This window comes from Paenibacillus arenosi, assembly GCF_014841135.1.
GTDB classification, from domain to species: Bacteria; Bacillota; Bacilli; order Paenibacillales; family Paenibacillaceae; genus Paenibacillus_B; species Paenibacillus_B arenosi.
Genome location: NZ_JACYTN010000017.1, coordinates 90,048 through 109,085 on the forward strand (window position 1 = coordinate 90,048; position 19,038 = coordinate 109,085).

Annotated in this window: 13 protein-coding genes; 12 read left to right on the top strand and 1 reads right to left on the bottom strand. The window is 44.5% G+C overall.

The features are described from left to right. Positions 1-68 precede the first annotated feature (68 nt). The 9 genes from IFO66_RS17265 to IFO66_RS17305 all read left to right on the top strand — a co-directional run bounded on the left by IFO66_RS17265 (position 69) and on the right by IFO66_RS17305 (position 13,480). Complete coding sequence (locus tag IFO66_RS17265) at positions 69-1,061, top strand: ABC transporter substrate-binding protein (RefSeq protein ID WP_192026351.1); 993 nt, start codon at positions 69-71, stop codon at positions 1,059-1,061. Positions 1,062-1,078: 17 nt separating this feature from the next. After that, positions 1,079-2,152, top strand: coding sequence for a FecCD family ABC transporter permease (locus IFO66_RS17270; RefSeq protein ID WP_192026352.1), 1,074 nt, complete (start codon positions 1,079-1,081; stop codon positions 2,150-2,152). A 20-nt stretch (positions 2,153-2,172) separates the two neighbouring features. Next, the gene (locus IFO66_RS17275; protein WP_420488679.1) at positions 2,173-3,021 is read left to right on the top strand and encodes an ABC transporter ATP-binding protein; all 849 of its coding nucleotides are present in this window, start codon (positions 2,173-2,175) and stop codon (positions 3,019-3,021) included. A 57-nt stretch (positions 3,022-3,078) separates the two neighbouring features. Then, entirely contained in the window at positions 3,079-4,137 is a 1,059-nt protein-coding gene (gene cobT, locus IFO66_RS17280) for a nicotinate-nucleotide--dimethylbenzimidazole phosphoribosyltransferase (RefSeq protein ID WP_192026354.1), read from the top strand. After that, positions 4,134-4,700 carry a bifunctional adenosylcobinamide kinase/adenosylcobinamide-phosphate guanylyltransferase gene (gene cobU / locus IFO66_RS17285; RefSeq protein WP_192026355.1) on the top strand — a complete coding sequence of 189 codons (567 nt, stop codon included), beginning with the start codon at positions 4,134-4,136 and terminating at the stop codon, positions 4,698-4,700. The genes cobT and cobU overlap by 4 nt, the downstream gene beginning before the upstream one ends. After that, entirely contained in the window at positions 4,697-5,563 is an 867-nt protein-coding gene (cobS, locus tag IFO66_RS17290; RefSeq protein ID WP_192026356.1) for an adenosylcobinamide-GDP ribazoletransferase, read from the top strand. The genes cobU and cobS overlap by 4 nt, the downstream gene beginning before the upstream one ends. A gap of 218 nt (positions 5,564-5,781) precedes the next feature. Continuing rightward, a complete protein-coding gene (locus IFO66_RS17295; protein WP_192026357.1) occupies positions 5,782-6,300 on the top strand; it encodes a DUF2179 domain-containing protein in 519 nt (172 codons plus the stop codon). A 659-nt stretch (positions 6,301-6,959) separates the two neighbouring features. Beyond that, positions 6,960-7,973 carry a cation diffusion facilitator family transporter gene (locus IFO66_RS17300; RefSeq protein WP_192026358.1) on the top strand — a complete coding sequence of 338 codons (1,014 nt, stop codon included), beginning with the start codon at positions 6,960-6,962 and terminating at the stop codon, positions 7,971-7,973. Positions 7,974-8,392: 419 nt separating this feature from the next. Further along, positions 8,393-13,480 carry an FG-GAP-like repeat-containing protein gene (locus IFO66_RS17305; RefSeq protein ID WP_192026359.1) on the top strand — a complete coding sequence of 1,696 codons (5,088 nt, stop codon included), beginning with the start codon at positions 8,393-8,395 and terminating at the stop codon, positions 13,478-13,480. A 177-nt stretch (positions 13,481-13,657) separates the two neighbouring features. On the opposite strand, the gene IFO66_RS17310 is transcribed toward IFO66_RS17305, so the two are convergent. Then, entirely contained in the window at positions 13,658-15,010 is a 1,353-nt protein-coding gene (locus tag IFO66_RS17310) for a sigma 54-interacting transcriptional regulator (protein WP_225445845.1), read from the bottom strand. A gap of 215 nt (positions 15,011-15,225) precedes the next feature. Here IFO66_RS17310 and IFO66_RS17315 point away from each other — a divergent pair, with 215 nt between their 5' ends. From IFO66_RS17315 to IFO66_RS17325, 3 genes are all read left to right on the top strand, one after another. Continuing rightward, positions 15,226-16,146 carry a proline dehydrogenase family protein gene (locus IFO66_RS17315; protein WP_192026360.1) on the top strand — a complete coding sequence of 307 codons (921 nt, stop codon included), beginning with the start codon at positions 15,226-15,228 and terminating at the stop codon, positions 16,144-16,146. Positions 16,147-16,170: 24 nt separating this feature from the next. Further along, positions 16,171-17,718 (top strand): L-glutamate gamma-semialdehyde dehydrogenase, encoded by a 1,548-nt coding sequence (gene pruA / locus IFO66_RS17320; protein WP_192026361.1) that lies wholly within the window; start codon positions 16,171-16,173, stop codon positions 17,716-17,718. Positions 17,719-18,106: 388 nt separating this feature from the next. Further along, entirely contained in the window at positions 18,107-18,775 is a 669-nt protein-coding gene (locus tag IFO66_RS17325) for a DUF559 domain-containing protein (RefSeq protein ID WP_192026362.1), read from the top strand. The last annotated feature ends 263 nt before the right edge of the window (positions 18,776-19,038 follow it).

The window sequence follows — 19,038 nt, forward strand, 5'->3', positions numbered from 1 at the left end:
GTGTATATATTGCATCTTGAGACGACAGAATGACTACATTGCATGGAAAATAAGGAGAGAAACCGGTTATGAAGCTTGGAAATTGGAAACGCATACTTAGTGTACTAACTATTGTGGCATTATCATTAACAGTTATGGCTTGCGGTGGAGCAAATACGGCGAAGCCAGCTGAGACTAAAGGTCAAGTTGAGACGCCAGCTCCGGAGTCGAAGCCTGCTGACCAAGAATTGAAGACAACCTATCCTCTGAAAATTAAAGATGCGACAGGGCAGGAGTTCACATTTGAGAAGGCACCTGAACGAATTGTGTCTGTTTCTCCAGCAGATACGGAAATGCTATTTGCAATTGGCTTGGATAAAGAGATCGTAGGTGTATCTGATCATGATGATTATCCAGCAGCAGCTGCAACGAAGCCCAAAATGGGCGGCTTGGAGCCGAATGTAGAAGCTATTATTGCTGCGAAGCCAGATGTTGTATTTACAGGCATTGCAATGAAGGATGAGGCTGTTAACAAGTTCCGTGATATGGGAATCCGTACATTCAAGTTGGATCCCAAATCATATGACGGTGTCATTTACAGCGTAGAAACTTATGGACTCATTACGGACCGTCAAGCGGATGCGAAGAAAGTAACGGATCATATGAAGCAAGTCCGTGCGGATGTACAAGCTAGCGTAAAAGATGCGCCTAAAAAGAACGTATATATGGAATTCTCCCCAGGCTGGACAGTAGGAAGCGGCGAGTACATGCATGAATTGCTTGAAATCGCTGGCGGCGTTAATATTGCTGCTGATCAAACAGGTTGGTTCCAAATCAATGAAGAAACGATTATTAAGAAAAATCCAGACGTTATTTTATATGGAAAAGGCGTGAAAGATTACGATACAAATAAGCCACTTGAGACGATTATTCGTGAGCGTAAAGGCTGGAGCGAGATGAATGCGCTGAAAAATAATCAAGTGATCGGTATCGAGGATGACACGATTAGCCGTCCAGGTCCAAGATTGGCTGATGCGCTGCAATCGATTGCTAAAGCTATCCACCCGGATCAAGTAAAATAAGTTGGGATGACAGACGAATGACAACTTTTACTCAACAACATGCACGGATTAAAAAGCACAGGGGTATTGGAGCAGGAGCAGCGGGTATTTCGCTGCTCCTCTTGTCCATTGTTATCTGTTTAGCGGTTGGATCTGTCGATTTGCCGCTTGGAGACATCGTCCGTATATTATTGCACCATCTGCCATGGGTAGGAGAATACATTCCTGTTACATGGGACCCTTCCTCGGCACAAATAATGATCCATGTTCGTTTGCCGCGAGTCATTATGGCGCTGCTAGTAGGTGGTGCGCTTGGTGTATCGGGTGCTGCGTTTCAAGGTGTGCTGCGCAATCCATTAGCTGATCCATATACACTAGGCATATCTTCGGGTGCTTCTGTAGGAGCAGCACTGCTGATTTATTTTGGATTGCAATATGCATTTCTGGGGCAATGGACAATTCCAGTTACAGCCTTTGTAACAGCGGTTATGGCTTTGTTTGTTGTATTAAGAATGGCCAGAGAGAATGGGAAGCTGCCGATCCAGACACTAATCTTATCTGGAGTGGTCATGCAGTCCTTCCTTGGAGCGATTGTCTCTTTCTTGGTTGCTATGTCGCAAGACGGAATTAATGAAATTTTGTTCTGGACAATGGGCAGCCTGGCAATGCGAGGTTGGTCATATGCGGGAATATTGCTGCCGTATTTTGTCGGAGGGCTTATTGTACTTATTGCATACTCCCGTTCTCTAAATATGCTTGCATTGGGAGAGCGACAGGCAGCGCATATGGGACTGCATGTGGAACGGACGAAATGGATTGTGTTGCTGACAGCAACTTTTGTAGCGGCGGCAGCCGTTTCTGTTGCGGGTGTGATCGGGTTCGTAGGGCTAGTCGTGCCGCATTTGCTAAGATTGATCATTGGGGCCGACTATCGTTTCCTAATTCCGATGTCCGCATTGGGAGGTGCCTTATATGTGCTGTGGGCAGATACGATCGCTCGTACGCTGCTGGCTCCGACAGAAATTCCATTGGGCGTCGTGACCTCATTCCTTGGCGCGCCATTTTTCGCCTTTTTACTTATCCGCAACAAGCGTAAGTCACAGGAGGGATGACTATGAGAGAGCAAAACAGCATGAACCACTTCGCTCAAATGGCCGATGCTCGACCAGCTCCTCTAGGAGAGGTCATTTTATCCGCACAGGCTATTACGCATGGTTATAGTAAGCTGCCTGTGTTACAGGATATTTCCCTGGAAATACGCAAAGGTGAATGGTTAGGGATTATTGGTCCGAATGGTAGCGGGAAATCAACGTTGTTATCTATTTTATCCCGTGCTGAACAGCCGACATCTGGTGAAGTTCAATTGTATGGTCGCCCTTTAGGGGCGTATAAGCGCAAGGAGCTATCTCGCTTAATGGCAGTATTGCAGCAAGAAACGATTCCTCCACTGCACTATAGCGTTCGTGAAGTTGTCGAAATGGGGCGGTTTCCTTATCAATCGTGGTGGGGAACGGAAAATGAAGATAGTGGTCCATTTATCGATCATATTATGGAACGGCTGCAGTTGGAACAATTAGCAGATCGCAGAATTGATCGATTGAGTGGGGGGCAGCGTCAGCGTGTCGCACTAGCCAAGCTGATGGCTCAATCACCGAGTATTATTTTGCTGGATGAACCGACGACTTATTTAGATATTCATTATCAAATGCAATTTATGGATATTATTCGCGATTGGCAGCAGGAATGCGGATTGACTGTAGTTTCTGTTCTTCACGATCTTAATTTGGCCGCGCTTTATTGTGACCGAATCGCGGTTCTAAATGAAGGAATTATACATGGTCAAGGAAGTGCGGCAGAGATGATTACGAGGGAATGCTTCGAGCAGGTGTTTCATGTTCATGCTGAAATTGTCAGTCATCCGAAAGTGAATCGTCCGCAAGTGCTTCTTTGTCCAGAAGAGTTATATACGTCGGTAGAGTAGTTTTTTTGGTTATCGTGGAATGCAATGGTATTAGGTGAAAGAATTTGATGAGGTGAAATGAACATGATGCAAACAAATTGGATTCCAGCTATTCCAAAATTAAATGATGAAGTGCGCCAAGCTGCACTTGATCATCAGAATCAATTGACGAAGCCGCAAGGAAGTCTTGGGGTGTTAGAGCAGTTGTCGATGCAGCTTGCTGCAATCACAGGGCAGCTTGTTCCTGATATCGAAAAGCGTGCTGTCATTGTCATGGCGGGTGACCATGGAGTATGTGCCGAGGGAGTGAGTGCTTTCCCTGCTGAAGTAACCCCACAAATGGTGATGAATTTTGTCCATGGAGGCGCCGCTGTTAATGTGCTTGCAAGACAAGCAGGTGCGGATGTGTATTGTGTTGATATTGGCGTAAATGCTGATTTGGAGCACCCTAATCTATTGTCACGCAAAGTAAAGCGCGGTACAGCGAATATGGCTAAGGAAGCAGCTATGAGCCACGAAGAAGCGGAAGCAGCGATCCGTGTGGGCATCGAAGTTGCAGAGCAATTGATTGGTGAAGGCTATCGATTGATCGCTACTGGGGAAATGGGAATTGGCAATACGACTGCAAGCTCAGCTATGCTGTGTGCATTTACAGGTTTGCATCCTGAAGATACAGTTGGCAGAGGGACAGGTATTGGTGATGAGTTGTGGAAGCATAAATGTGATGTTGTGCGCCAAGCATTACATGTAAATACGCCAGATCCAAATGATGCTTTGGATGTGCTAGCTAAAGTGGGCGGGCTTGAAATTGGTGGTTTGGTCGGTGTCATTATTGGTGCAGCGAAGCATGGTGTACCAATAGTTATTGATGGGTTCATCTCAAGTGTTGCTGCACTTGCGGCTGTTCGTCTTGTTCCTGATGTCCATCCATATTTGATAAGTTCTCATTTGTCAGAGGAAAGAGGGCATCTAGCCGTTCTCCGTGAAATGGAACTACAGCCTGTGCTGCACTTGAATATGCGCCTAGGTGAAGGAACAGGAGCTGTGCTTGCTTTTCCGTTGCTTGATTCTGCCTGCTCGATTATGCGCGAAATGGCTACATTCGCTCAAGCTGGTGTATCGGGGAAGGAAGCATGAGCAGCCATCGCATTATCCTTGTAACAGGCGGTGCTCGCAGCGGAAAGAGTACATTTGCTGAGAAGTATATGATGAAGTTAGCTCCAGCAGGGAGTTGTTACTATGCTACTGCACAGCCTTTTGATCAGGAAATGACAGAGCGTATAAACAGGCATAAACAGGATAGAGCCAGCAGTGGTTATGTTTGGAGTGGTAAAGAATGTTCCGTGGACTTGCCAGAGCAGCTGCGGCAGGAAACATCCTCTTATGTGCTAGTTGATTGTCTCACAGTCTGGTTGTCGAATGAGCTGTTGGCCGTTGAGCAGCGGCCAGATAGAGATCAATTGCTAGCTGATCGAATTGATCAATTAGAAGAGGCTGTAGGGCAATTTAGCAAACAAGGGACTGTTATTCTCGTTACAAATGAAGTAGGCAGTGGTGTTGTGCCTGCTTACGAGCTAGGACGAACATTCCGCGATCATGCGGGCAGGTTGAATCAGCGCGTAGCCTCATTGGCTGACGAGGTGTATCTTGTTACAGCTGGGATACCGATTGAACTGAAGAGCAGGATGGTACAGCTATGAAAACTCATTTCTATAGTGCCATCGCTGCGCTGCAATTTCTGACGAGGATCCCTATCCGCAAGCAAGTACCATTCACGCCTGAAGTGCTTAAGCTTAGCACCATCTGGTTTCCATTGGCAGGCGCCGCAATTGGACTGTGCATATGGCTTGCAGGAGCGCTTCTCCAGCTAGTTTTACCAGCATATCCAGCGGCCGCGTTGCTCGTATTTTTTGCGGTGGTGTTATCAGGTGGGCTGCATATGGATGGGCTTATGGATACAGCAGATGGCATGTTAAGCAACCGTGATCGTGACAAAGTTATCGAAATCATGAAGGACAGTCGAGTAGGTGCAATGGGTGTACTTGCTTGTGTACTGATTCTGCTTATGCAATGGTCATTTATCGGTGCACTATTCGAAATGAATAGTTGGAGTCCGCTTGTCGCGCTGCCATTTATTATGAGCCGCTATGTCATGGTATGGGCGATTGTCGTGTATCCACATACCGAAGCGGAATCTGGTTTAGGTCGCTATTTTATGGGGACGAACCGTACGCATTTGCTCGTATCAGCAATCGTTATGCTAGTTTTATTTGGCATATGTGTGTTTATCACTGCTGTTCTTTCGTACGCGGGGCTGTATGAACCAACTACGATATTGGCGGTTATTACTATGCAGGATTCATGGATATGGGGAATTGCTGGTTCACTAATACTTATTCTTATTCTGCTTAGTGTAACGCATTGGATAGCTTGTGTGGTCCAGCGAAGGATCGGCGGATTATCTGGTGATATATACGGCGCTATGGGTGAGCTGACCGTATCGATCGGATTAATGCTTCTTGTTATCGGCGTAAAATGGATAATTCATTTCTATAATCATTGATACAGTAAATGATGCAGTATAGATTCATGTGAAGATGCATGTAAATAATGCAGTAAAGATTCAGATTCAGAGATAGGCGGTGGATGCTCTTGATTGACTCTAGTGTTGAGCTAGTTATTTGCGAAAGTGCTTCGTTTCCTTATTTTACAAGGTTAGAAAACACTTAAGTGGGGTAATGTAGCGAACAGTAGTGATCATTGACAGGAGCGAATAGATTTATGATTGAAATCCTTATTTCCATATTTGTCATCCAAATTGTATATGTCACGTTCTTCACACTGCGAATGATTTTGACATTGAAGAACCAACGATATTATGCAGCAGGCATAAGTTGTATTGAGATTACGATTTATGTATTGGGGCTTAATATGGTGCTGCAATATTTGGATCAGCCGATTAGTTTGATCGTCTATGCGGTAGGTTACGGTCTTGGTGTCCTTGTTGGGACATGGATAGAAGAAAAGATAGCGCTAGGTTACGTGACTTTGCGCATAATCGTGAACGATCCAGAGACCACCCAATTAGCGAACAAACTTCGTGATTCCGGTTATGGCGTCACGACTTGGATCGGGCATGGACGTGATGGAGATCGTATGATGTATGAAGTGCTGGCAAAGCGAAAAAATCAAAAGAAGCTGTACAAGTCGATATTGGAAATAGAACCGAAGGCGTTTATTGTAACGTATGAACCGACGCAGTTACACGGCGGCTTTTGGACGAAGAGTACGCGAAGATAAGCGATACACTCGATAAGCGGAGATACTCTTCGCTTATTGATTTGGTGGATGCGAAATAGGTTATTTGGGATTGATGGGGATGAAAGTGTTATTCCTGCAAATGTACATCCTTTTGAGGCATGAGGTGGCAATTATAGGTGAAAAGATGCAAATGTGCATCTTTATGCCTTCAAATGCGCTGAATCCTCACCATATTGGGCTAAAAGCCTGCATAAATGCAGGCTTTGTCCTTATAAATGGAAATGAAGTACTAAAAACCTGCACTTTTGCAGGAATGTTTTTTGCCACACAGTCGGTTTACCCTATCCAATCTTCACGCTCATAAAAAGGAAGCCTCTTTGAGAGCGTGAAGAAGATGAGTTTAAAATGATAAGGTAATTCAACAATGTGACCGTTACGATAAGTGACGGTCTTTTTGCTGTAACCGGTTGCGGGAGATAAAGGTTAAAAATCAAAGGTTAAGTACTAGAGATTAAATACTAAAGATTAAGGGATCAATAAGGATCAAAGAGTAAATGCTAAAGCTTATGAGGACGGTTAACTATGGGGAAGAAATCAATTTTCCAACAACAATCAAACAATTACTTGAATATTATAATAACAAACGGTATAATGTGGGTAACAAAAGGAAATGTTATGGAACGAAAGGGGAACTTACTATGGGCTTGCATCACGGACATAGCCATGCTCACGGACACGATCATGGGCATTCACATGGAAGGGGCGCGAATAAGAAAGCGCTGTTCTGGTCCTTAATTATTATATTCGTCTTCCTCATCGTGGAAGTGGTGGGGGGCATCATTACAAATAGCCTTGCGTTATTGTCGGATGCAGGGCATATGCTTAGCGATGCTTCATCGCTGCTGCTCAGCTTGATTGCGATGATTTTTGCAGCAAAAAAGCCTTCGCCGAAGAAGACCTATGGATTTTACAGATTTGAAATTTTAGCTGCATTTATAAATGGTATTACACTCGTTCTTATTTCTGGCGTTATCCTATGGGAAGCTTATGAACGACTTATAAATCCGCAGGAAGTAGCGAGCTTGTCGATGATGGGGATTGCATTTGCTGGTCTATTAGCAAACATTGCAGCCGCTTACGTATTGATGAGAGGCGATATTAAAAACAACTTGAATATGCGCAGTGCCTATTTGCATGTACTTGGTGATATGCTCGGTTCGATTGGTGCCATTGTAGCTGGATTCATTATGTGGAAGTTCGAATGGTATGTAGCAGACCCGATTATTAGTATTATCGTAGCTATTCTAATTATTATAAGTGCATGGCGTGTGACGAGGGATTCGGTTAATGTATTAATGGAAGGTGCTCCTTCTCGAATAGATACGGAGGAAGTAAGCCAGACACTGGCAGGTATTCCAGGTGTTATTCATGTTCACGACCTCCATATTTGGACGGTAACCTCAGGATTCGACGCATTGAGCTGCCATTTGAAGGTCAAAGACGGGACGGATAGTTACCCTGTGTTAAATGAGGTACTAAGGCTCTTGAAGGACAAGTATGAGCTTACACATACTGCGGTTCAAATTGAAGATTCCTCAGTTGAGCATGGGGATTTGATTTGTAAAGTTGGGCCGCAAGCGGGAGACGCTCACGATCATAGTCATGATCACAGTGGACATAGTCACGAACACATTCATAGCCATCAACATTGACATCGGTAAACACGAAAGCTAGCTGCTAGTGGCAACAACTCTGTCTAGTAGACACTACGAAAAACATACTTTTATGTTGTGACCGTTTCCCGGCATTTTATCGGGAAGCGGTTATTTTTGTTCTTTATTTATTTTTAACCGTTCGAAGTTCATGCAACAATGTATGGCACACGGGAATTGGACTACATAGTGACCATTAGTAGCAAGATTTACATGCCTGAATCGATAAAAAACAAAATTAATGCTGAATTATGTGATTTAATCACTATTTTTGACAATATATACATATGTAAGAGTGAATATGTTATTATACTTCCGACACATTTTTATACTTGTTTGTATAATTTTTATCTTCTTGGGGTGAATAGACTGTTGTTACGGAATGTATCGTAATAAAAAGAGAAAAGGAGAAATGTAGAATGTCAAAGAGCAGTTATTATCGTCGTATCTCACTCATGCTCTCAGTCCTCATGATGCTTACAATCGCATTACCGCCCAACTTGGTACAGGCTCAACAACAGAAGGCACAGCCGCAGCAGGTGGCCAGTATATCGAATGAAATATTTAAGCTCAAGCATCAATTTGCTCAATCCCAAAAATTTGAATTTTCAACTGTTGGTGACCTTGATGGTAATAACGTTAGCGATTTTGTCGAGTTAAATAACAGGGCTATTGAAGTGAGTAAAAACCAGATAGATGGTACAACTGTTAAAGAAGTGATTCAAGTTCCAGCGCCTCATATAGCAAGGTTGATTCAACTTAGTGATATTATTGGTGACTCAAGACTGGAGATTATTAATATTGATAGCGAAGGGATCGTAGTTTTTAGCATGAATAACAGCGGTTCTTATGAGTTGAAACATACCATTTCTATTCCTCCATCTGAAGCACGTAACTATGTTCAAAGTTTTGTAATCGTTGATTTCGATAACGATAAGGTAAAGGATATTATTTTAAGCAACGGTTCTCATGTGCAATATTACAAAGGTGGCAGCAATTTATCATTCGAGAAGATAGGTGAACATAAATATAATAATTACTATGAAGATTCATATATTCGTCGTATCGCAACAGGAGATTGGAACGGGGATGGTATTGTAGACTTTGCATTTGTTAACTACCAGGGTCCTCATAGCTATGTGTTTTCTTTTACGGGCCAAGGTGATGGATCCTTCCAGCAGGCTGCAGTGAAAGATATCGGAATAGAGGCATATGAGAAATCATTCCTAGATATAAAGGATGTTGATCAAGATGGACTAGATGACATTGTATTTAATCCACCTTCCAACGAGCTCCTTATCTATCACGGGGATAAAAAATCTACATTTCAACGAGTTACTACAATCGATTTCACGCAAAATGGAGACATTGTAGACCTTAGTGATTATAACGGCGATGGATACGTCGATTTTATGGTAAAGGAAAATAATTCATGGAGTTTGTATTGGAACCATAATGGACAAAAAACAGTTCCAGCGTTTCCAATTACATTTCCTTCGAACTATTACGAGCCCAAAATATTTACAGACTTTAATATGGATGGAAAAACAGACATTATAGGATTTACATCTGCTTTCATTGAAGTATTTATAAATATGAAACCACTGGAAGGGAGAATTCAATTCGAAAGCCGTGAGCAGTTTGTATCAGAGAATCGTAAAACGGTGCAAGTCAAAGTAGTGAGAACGGGAGGAAGTAAGCCACATACGAAATTAGGATACCAAACAAAAAATGATACGGCTCTTGCAGGAAAAGATTATTTGTACAAGAAAGGAATCTTAGAGTTCCAAGCAGGTGAGACTGAGGCTTGGATATCTATTCCACGGCTAGGCAGTGACATTCCTAGTGAAGGAAGAAACTTTTCTATACATTTATCGCAACCTAATGCAGGTGATACTCTAGGTCGCAATTCCTCAATCATGATTCATATTCAAGACGATAATACGACGCCACCTGTAGATACTGCTCCGAATTGGCCACGTGATGGAAAGCTCGTGATTAGAGATGTTAGCTCTTCTTCGTTAACAGCGGCTTGGCCAGCAGCTTTGGACTCAAATGGAATCGAGGCTTATGAGATTAGTGAAGTACATCAAGCCCTCCCGACTAAGACGGTAACAGCGGATGTATACAGCCACACGTGGACAAGTGGATTGCAAGGTGGAAAAGTTTATCAGTTCCAAGTGGTTGCTGTAGATACATTAGGTGAAAAAAGCGAACCATTATCAGAAGTGGTTACGATTGGTGATACCTCAACACTGCCTGAAAAGAACTTTAATTATTTAAAGTACTTATACTCGAAAAATTGGGTGAAATCCACCGTGTTTACAGCGGACATCGATGGAAATGGAATTGAAGATTTTGTTACAGAGAGCCATGATAAAACATATCAAATGCTCAACTATGCTGAAGTGTTACCGACAGAGGGTATATTTGTAGCGTCTGGTACTTGTAGAGGGAGTATTCATAGTACAGCCGATTGGAATCGTAATGGGATTGCGGATTTCATTTATAGGCATGATACAGAAATCTGTATTGTTGAAGCGAACATGACGAATGCAAGTTCTATGAAAAAAACAACTCTTACGCTACCTAATGTTACTGCACTCAGGGTAGCAGATTTTTCTGATGATGGAATAACTGATATTCTATATAGTACTATAGATCATAAGCTTGTATTGCTGCAAGGCAGTACAAATTATACATTTACAGAGATAGCTCGTTCTCAGGCAACGGGATCACTTTATGAACAAGGAAGTGGAGACTGGAATGGTGATGGGAAAGAGGACATCGTTGTTGTCTCCACTAACAATAAATTGACTGCATACACGAATCAAGGCGATGGAACATTTGCGAAAGCAGTGCAATTGAGGCATGCAAGTTTAACAAGTGTGACTACAGAAGACTTTGACAAAGATGGATATGATGATATTGTGGCATTATCAAAAGATAACATTGAAATTTATTATGGAGACGCTTCTTCTTCCTTCCTACGGAGTAAATCTTTACGCGAAGATCGCTATCATATTAAATCCATTATTGCTCATGATATCAATCAAGATAGTCAACCAGACCTCTTACTCATTACTCATACAGCATTCAAGGTATTGCTTAATGAAAATGGAACGTTCTCATTTTCTTCCACTTTGCTAGACAAGTTGAATACTTTTGGTCCTTCTAGGTCCATGGTATCAATTGGAGACTTTACAGGTGACGGAAAACTCGATGTTTCCATTGCTGATGCGAGCTATTTGGATGAACATTTCCTCTACACCGCAAATTATTCTTCAAGTACATTCCAATTCGGACAAGAGGTAATCAAAGTACAGGAACATGCAGGACAAGTTCAATTGCAATTGAAGCGTGTTGGCGATCGACAAAGTGTGACGAGTGTCGTATATGAGACTGTTGACGGTACGGGCTTGGCGGCTGTTGACTATGTCGCTTCGACAGGTGTATTGACTTTCGCAGCGGGTGAGACGGAGAAGACGATAACCATTCCGGTAATCGATAATAACAGGCGTAATGCTGAGCGCAGCTTCACTGTAAAGTTATCATCACCAACCCGCGGTGCCAAGCTTGGCTCGCCGAGCCAGATAGTTGTTCAGATTGAAGATGATGAACAGGACCCGCCACAATGGTCTGTGGGGGCAGCTTTGATGCCGCTTGATGTAACGTCAAGCTCCATGACGCTGTCATGGCCAGCAGCGAAAGGGAAAGAGGATATTACAAACTATCTGATTACCGAGAAAAATGGATTGCTACCGCCAGTAAGCGTACCTTGTTACGTACTTGCACATCGCTGGAGCACAGGATTGTTGGCAGGAGGTACGTATCAGTTCGAGGTGAGGGCGAAAAATAAAAAAGGATCAGTAAGTGAACCTTTGACGAAGCTGGTAACATTGCCTACTGTGGAAGTTCCACCAATCGATCCACCAGATGAACTGCCCCCACAGTGGCCGGCAGGAGCGTCGCTGCATCCATCCAATGTAGATGAAAGCACGTTGACATTGTCATGGCCAGCTGCCATAGGTGCAAATGCGATATTGGCCTATGAGCTTCGCGAAACGAACGGAGCATTGGCTCCAGTATCAGTCACAGGGCAAGTATATTCGCACACATGGAACAGCGGACTTGAGGCTGGCAAGACGTATCAATTTGAATTAAAGGCTCGGGATGCAAAAGGTCTGCCTAGTGCACCGCTCCTAACAGTCGTCACTTTGCCTGATGTGGTCGTGCCGCCAATTGATCCGCCTGTCACGGTTCCAGTAAAAGCACCGCAATGGTCAGCAGGAGCTATTGTGCAATATAAAGATGTGAGTGAAAGCACGTTAACATTGTTATGGCCAGCTGCTGTCGATACAGATGGTGTGGCAGCCTATCGGATTCGTGAGACAAGCAATGTGTTATCCCCTGTGACGGTTACAGGGCAAGTATATTCGCATACATGGAGTAGCGGCTTAACAGCTGGTAAGACATATCAATTCGAAGTGACGGCGCAGGATAAGACGGGACTGACAGGGGTGCCGTTAATCGTTAAAGTAACCTTGCCTAATCAGCCTTCGGTTCAACCACGGAAACAGCCTTCCTATGGAGGTCCGATTGGTGGGGCAGCATTATCCAGTAATAAGGCTGTTGCTTCCGTGCAGTTGTTCGAACAAGGAAAGCACACAGCGTCGGAAGCAGTATGGAGCCAGGTAGCAGGACGCTATGAATTCACAACGGTGCAAGAACAAATCGAAATGGAAGTAAAGCCAGATCATAAGGCAGCCACGGTTTGGATAGATAGCAAGCAGTGGGAAGGCAAGAAGCAGTTGCCGTTGAAGCTGGGACAAAATGAATTTAAGTTTACGGTGAAAGCCGAAAATGGCGATAAGTCGGACTACACTCTATTTATTGTACGCAAAGAGACGTCTGATCGACCTGATAAGCAAGATTCCTCTATGCTGAAGCCTTGTTTATTTTTAGATGTGAGCGAGCATTGGGCAGGCGCTCGTATTTGTGAAGCGTATGCTCAAGGTTTGGTGCAAGGTATAACGGATGCTGCATTTAAGCCTGAGCAAACGTTAACACGAGCAGAGTTTGCTGTGCTGCTGGCGCGATTGTCAGGTGTGGAGGCGAAGCAAGTAGAGACATTGCGCTTCAAAGACAGTGGGCATATTGCTGCATGGGCAATTGCAGCGGTCAAATTAGCGGTGGAAAAAGGTTGGATCGTTGGTTATGAGGACGGAACTTTCCGCCCGGAAGAACAAGTTAGCCGTGCTGAACTGGCAGCCATTGTGGCGCGTGTTATGGAATGGGATACGGTAAGCGAGGAGCAGGGGAAGGAAAGTGCGTTCCAAGATGCTGCTGCTATACCCGATTGGGCGAAGCGTTCTGTGCTAGCATTACAGAAGCATGGTGTCATTCAAGGCAAGAAGGATGGACGATACGCACCTGCAGAAGCGATTACTCGCGCGGAGGCGGCAACGCTGCTACTGCGCTTGAAGAAGCTAATAGATTCTAAATAAGTAGTAATAGTATGAAAGAAGGCCATCCAGCTCTGTTATGTTAGAGCAGGGTGGCCTTCTTATCTTGTGATAGAAATTCATTCTACCTACAAGTTTGGCTTCATTTCAGTCTGTACAACAAATGATGATGACAACCTTCATTAGAACCCATCATTTGTTGTGGTGGTTCTTCTTCTGTCATTCAAGCTCATATTGGCGGAGCTTGTAATACAAAGCGCCGCGCGATATTCCCAACATCCGGGCAGCTCGTGCCTTGTTGCCCTGGGCGCGCTTCAGCGCATCACCAATGCGGCTGCGCTCCATCTCCTCGGAATGAGCGCTCAATGGCAGCTCATCCTCGGTTAGCTCAGCGAGCGTCGTCAGCCGTGCATAGTCCGGCAGCTCCTTCGCTGAAATAGCGCTCGCGCCCGCATCTTGGGCGGCGAGGACAGCATGCTCCATCGCACTGCGCAGCTGCGGCAAGTTGTTCGGCCAATCGTAGGCCGCAACTTGTGCCATAGCATCGTGCTGGAGCACAGGATGCGGGAAGCCGTACTTATCTGCGGCTTCCGCAATGTACAAATTGCACAGCTGCGGCAGCTCTTCTACACGTTCGCGTACAGCAGGCACATGGTGCTGCACGAACGTGTAGTACAGCGCAGGCAGCCAAGTTACCGGCAGCTCGGCATCTTCCTCGCGCTGCGCTGCACCCGTATACGTTGCGATGATGCGGCAGCGGCAAGTGAGCTGCACACTGCCTTTCATGCGGCTATAGCTGCCGCTAGTCAGCATATCGTGCAGCTTCTCTTGTACAGGCAGGGGGAGCTGATCGACATCTTTAAGGAATAGGATGCCGTTCTCCGCTTGATCTAGCTTCCCTGGCCGCTCGCTATCACCTTCGCCTTGATAGCCGAACAACTCGGCTTCGAGCATGCCCTCCGGAATGTTCGCACAACTCATGGTGACGAAAAGACCTTCCAATTCTAATTGATCATATATCCACTCCGCACAGCTGCGTCTTCCTGATCCGACTTCACCTGCAAGCAGCAGTGGACGTTTACGCTCCACGACGAGTCTTGCTCGATTCAGTTGTTCGGGCTTAAATGGAGCCACTACAGAAACAAACTTTTCACCGTCGGACTTTCGATACATTTCCGCGCTTAATTTGACGTATGAGGTCATATTGCTCTCGATTGCGATTGCTCCAAGTAGTTGACCTTTCACGTCGAAAATGGGGCTCGTATTGATCATGACGTGTACGCCTGGGCGTGGTTCATGATAAAGCTGACGAATCTCCGTCCCGCTCTCCATTACTTGAAACAGCATAATCGATTCCCGTTGGAAAAACGCTGCAATACGCTTTCCAATAATCGATACACGAGAAATGCCGTACATAATCTCTGCTTGATGATTCCAGTAGAGGACGATTCCATCCTTATCCACGACAGTGACTGCATCATTTATCGTGTCGAGCAGTCCATTAAGCAACGCATGCTGTTCTAACGCTGTCCATGATTGGACAGGTTCCTGTTGATTCATTTCTAGCTTCATATCACATATGTCCTCTCCCACAAAAGCTGTTGTCCATATTATGTCAAACGTAGTATTGGTTTGCAACGGTCTTTCCACTTTCCGTAGATTGTGAAATGAATTACTTCCTGTATATGTATTTACAAAATAAACCACATGTGATTATAATTAATCAATAGCTGAAAAAGTGTTCAAAAATTAAACACTATTGAAAGGGCTAGGAGGCGTTTTAGTAGATGGAAAGTCTATTGCGGAACACCTTTTTGTTTTTATCTAAAAATAGAGCTGCAAACCGCACAGCCAAAAAGTATGGGCTCCGCTTTGGAGCAAAGCGATTCGTCGCTGGCGTGCAAATTTCGGAAGCGGTTACAGCGATTAGAGAATTGAATGCGAAAGGTATCGTCGCAACACTCGATCATCTTGGAGAGTTCATCACGACAGCAGAGGAAGCGCGTGAAGCAACTGATTATTGCATCCGTACCTTGCATGAGATTGCAAGCAGCGGTGCGAACTCTCATTTGTCTTTGAAAATGACGCAGTTAGGGCTTGATATATCTGTGGAGCTGTGCATGAAGCATATGCGCATGATCTTGGATGTAGCGAAGCAGTACAACAACTTTGTGCGAATCGATATGGAAGATTACGCGCGTAACCGTGTAAGCATCGAAATATTTGAACAGTTACGGAAGGAATACGGAGAGACGATTGGACTTGTTATTCAAGCCTATCTCTATAAGAGTGCAGATGATATTTCCGCGCTTGCCGTGTATCGTCCTAACTTGCGTCTAGTGAAAGGTGCATATAAGGAATCGCATGAGGTTGCTTTTCCACGTAAAGAAGATGTGGATCGCAATTTTAAGCGAATCATCGAGCAGCATTTGCTTGACGGTAATTACGCAGCTATCGCCACACACGATGAAGCTATCATCGAGCATGTGAAGCAGTTCGTTAAGGAAAAGGGCATTCCGAAGAGTCAATTCGAGTTTCAGATGTTGTATGGCATTCGGGTGCAAGCACAGCAGCAGTTAGCTGATGAAGGTTACACCATGCGTGTATACGTGCCTTATGGGGACGATTGGTATGGCTACTTTATGCGTCGTTTGGCTGAACGTCCCGCTAATGTGTTATTCGTACTGAAGTCCTTATTCAAATCATAATGAATTCATAGGAGGAATTTATCGATGACAATAGCAGCATTTCGCAACGAACCGTTCACAGCATTTACGGTAGAGGCTAATCGACAAGCGATGGAGCAAGCATTGAAGCAAGTGAAAAGTGAGCTTGGACGCTCGTATCCACTTATCATAAATGGAGAGAAGATCGTAACGGAGAAGCAGGTTATTTCGATCAACCCTGGTAATAAAGACGAAGTAATCGGGCATCTTTCTCAAGCAGATGCGGAACTGGCACAGCGTGCGATCGCAGTTGCAGATGCTACGTTCCAGACTTGGCAGTATGTTGATCCAGAAGTGCGTGCAGGCTATCTGTTCAAGGCAGCGGCTGTTATGCGCAGACGGAAGTTTGAATACTCCGCTTGGCTCGTCTATGAAGTCGGCAAGAACTGGGGAGAAGCGGATGCAGATGTTGCAGAAGCGATAGATTTCTTAGAGTTCTATGGTCGAGAAATGATTCGCTTAAGTGGGCCACAGCCTTTGACAGTGCTGGAAGGCGAAGATAACCGATTGACGTATATCCCACTAGGTGTAGGCGTCGTTATTCCACCATGGAACTTCCCATTGGCGATTATGGCAGGCATGACAGCTGCTGCTGTTGTTGCTGGAAATACGGTCGTGCTGAAGCCAGCATCTACTTCACCTGTAATTGCAGCGAAGTTCGTTGAGCTGATGGAGGAAGTTGGTCTTCCTGCTGGCGTTATTAACTTTATTCCTGGTTCAGGTGCAGAAATCGGTGATTTAATTGTCGATCATCCGCGTACTCGCTTCGTATCCTTTACAGGTTCGCGTGAGGTAGGTTTACGGATTAATGAGCGTATCTCTCGTACTCAACCTGGTCAAATCTGGATCAAGCGTCTAATCGCTGAAATGGGTGGCAAGGACGGTATTGTCGTCGATAATAGTGCGCCGGTTGAAGAAGCGGCTACTGCGATTGTACAATCCGCATTTGGCTTCCAAGGTCAAAAATGTTCTGCAGGCTCGCGTGCAATTATCCATGCTGATGTGTACGATGCTGTTGTTGAACTTGTCATCGAAAAAACGAAAGCATTGGCAGTAGGTACAGCTGTGGAAAATGTTGCGATTGGCCCTGTTATTGATCAAAATGCCTATGAAAAAATCCTTCAATATATTGAGATTGGCAAGGAAGAAGGTCGTTTAGTCGCTGGTGGCTCTATCGCAGAGGGTAACGGATTTTACATTCAACCTACCGTATTTGCTGATGTGGCTCCACGTGCACGTATTATGCAAGAAGAGATCTTTGGTCCTGTACTTGCTTTGTGTAAAGCGGATAGCTTTGAAGAAGCAATTGCCATATTCAACGATACGGAATATGGCTTGACTGGAGCTGTATTTAGTGCAAAACGAGAGCATTTGGAGTATGCACGTGCACGGATGCATTGCGGCAATTTGTACTTCAACCGTAAGTGTACAGGCGCGTTAGTAGGTGTTCATCCGTTCGGCGGCTTCAACATGTCGGGTACGGATTCGAAAGCTGGCGGCAGAGACTATTTGCTGTTGTTCACGCAGGCGAAGCTGGTGTCTGAGAAATATTGATAGATTTTAGCCTGAGATAAATGTTAGAATCTTTAGATGAGATGAAATTACAAGCGCTCCCTTAATAAGTAAAATTCAATTTAATAGGACCCATCTTAGTGGTGTTCGACTTAGTTGAGAGGATTTAGTCGAGAGCATTTCGTAAGTACATGTAGTATGCCTTGCTCACAAAGGTTCAAGGTCAAAGGTCTATCACAGAATTCATTCAGTATAGCTTATTTGGTAGAGTGAATTCAGGGAAAGTAATTGTTATTATCTGGAGCAAACGATCGAATCCTGCTATAATATCATACAGACGAAGAACGTCCCGTTTTCATTCTCAAGTAGAATGCAGCGGGACGTTTTTTTGTTATAAGGTAAAAATCGTTACATGGAGAAGGTGATTACCATGAACTTTGAGGAAGCACATCATGAATTTATTCAGAGCCATATAAAGCGAAGAACTGGCGAGAGGAGAGGGAGGCTAGAACGTGGTCATCAGCATGCAGAAAAGTTGTTTTGTCAACTTGTATGGTGGCCCTTGCAAGGGAAGTTTGATCATTTGCATCCTGAATACGAAGTGGTAGATTGGAGAGGTCAACCTTATTTTTGTGATTTTGCATGGTTGTCACCGGCGGTGAAGTTGATTATAGAAATTAAGGGATTTGGACCGCATGTGCGAGATATGGATCGGCAAAAATATAGCTACGAGTTGAATCGAGAAACCTTTCTAGTGGCTATGGGCTATCAAGTTATTTCATTTTCTTATGATGACATTGCTCATAAGCCTGAGCTCTGCAAAACGCTGCTGCGTATGGTGTTAAGTCGCTATCTCTCAGGGGCAGAGCCGATTCAGTTAAAGCAAGTAGTCGAGCATGAGGTGATCCGACTCGCTTGCAGACTAGCCCGTCCGCTCAAACCTGTGGATGTGGCAAGTCATCTAGAAGTCAGTCATCGTACTGCGGTGCGGTTGCTGCAATCATTACAAGCGAAAGGTCTGTTCTGCGCAATAGTAGAGCCTGGTGGGAAACGGATTGCTAGGTATGAAATACAACAGCAGGCATTAAAACTGTTATAGGTGGTGGTTTGATTTGAAATGGTGTCGTGAGGATGCGAGATTTTGAGAGTGGAGAGTGGACAGTGGGCAATAGAAAATAGACAGTAGATATAGACTGTGGACAAAAATGCAGTTATTTAAAGGGAAAATGCCCATTTTAGGGTCAAGTCCATATTTATGTGTAAATTCCTCGCCGTCAAAATGGTTTATCCACTATTTGGTTTGAGGACGTCGCCAAGTATGGTACGCATTGAGATCTACGTACTTTTTCCCTGTCGTCCATT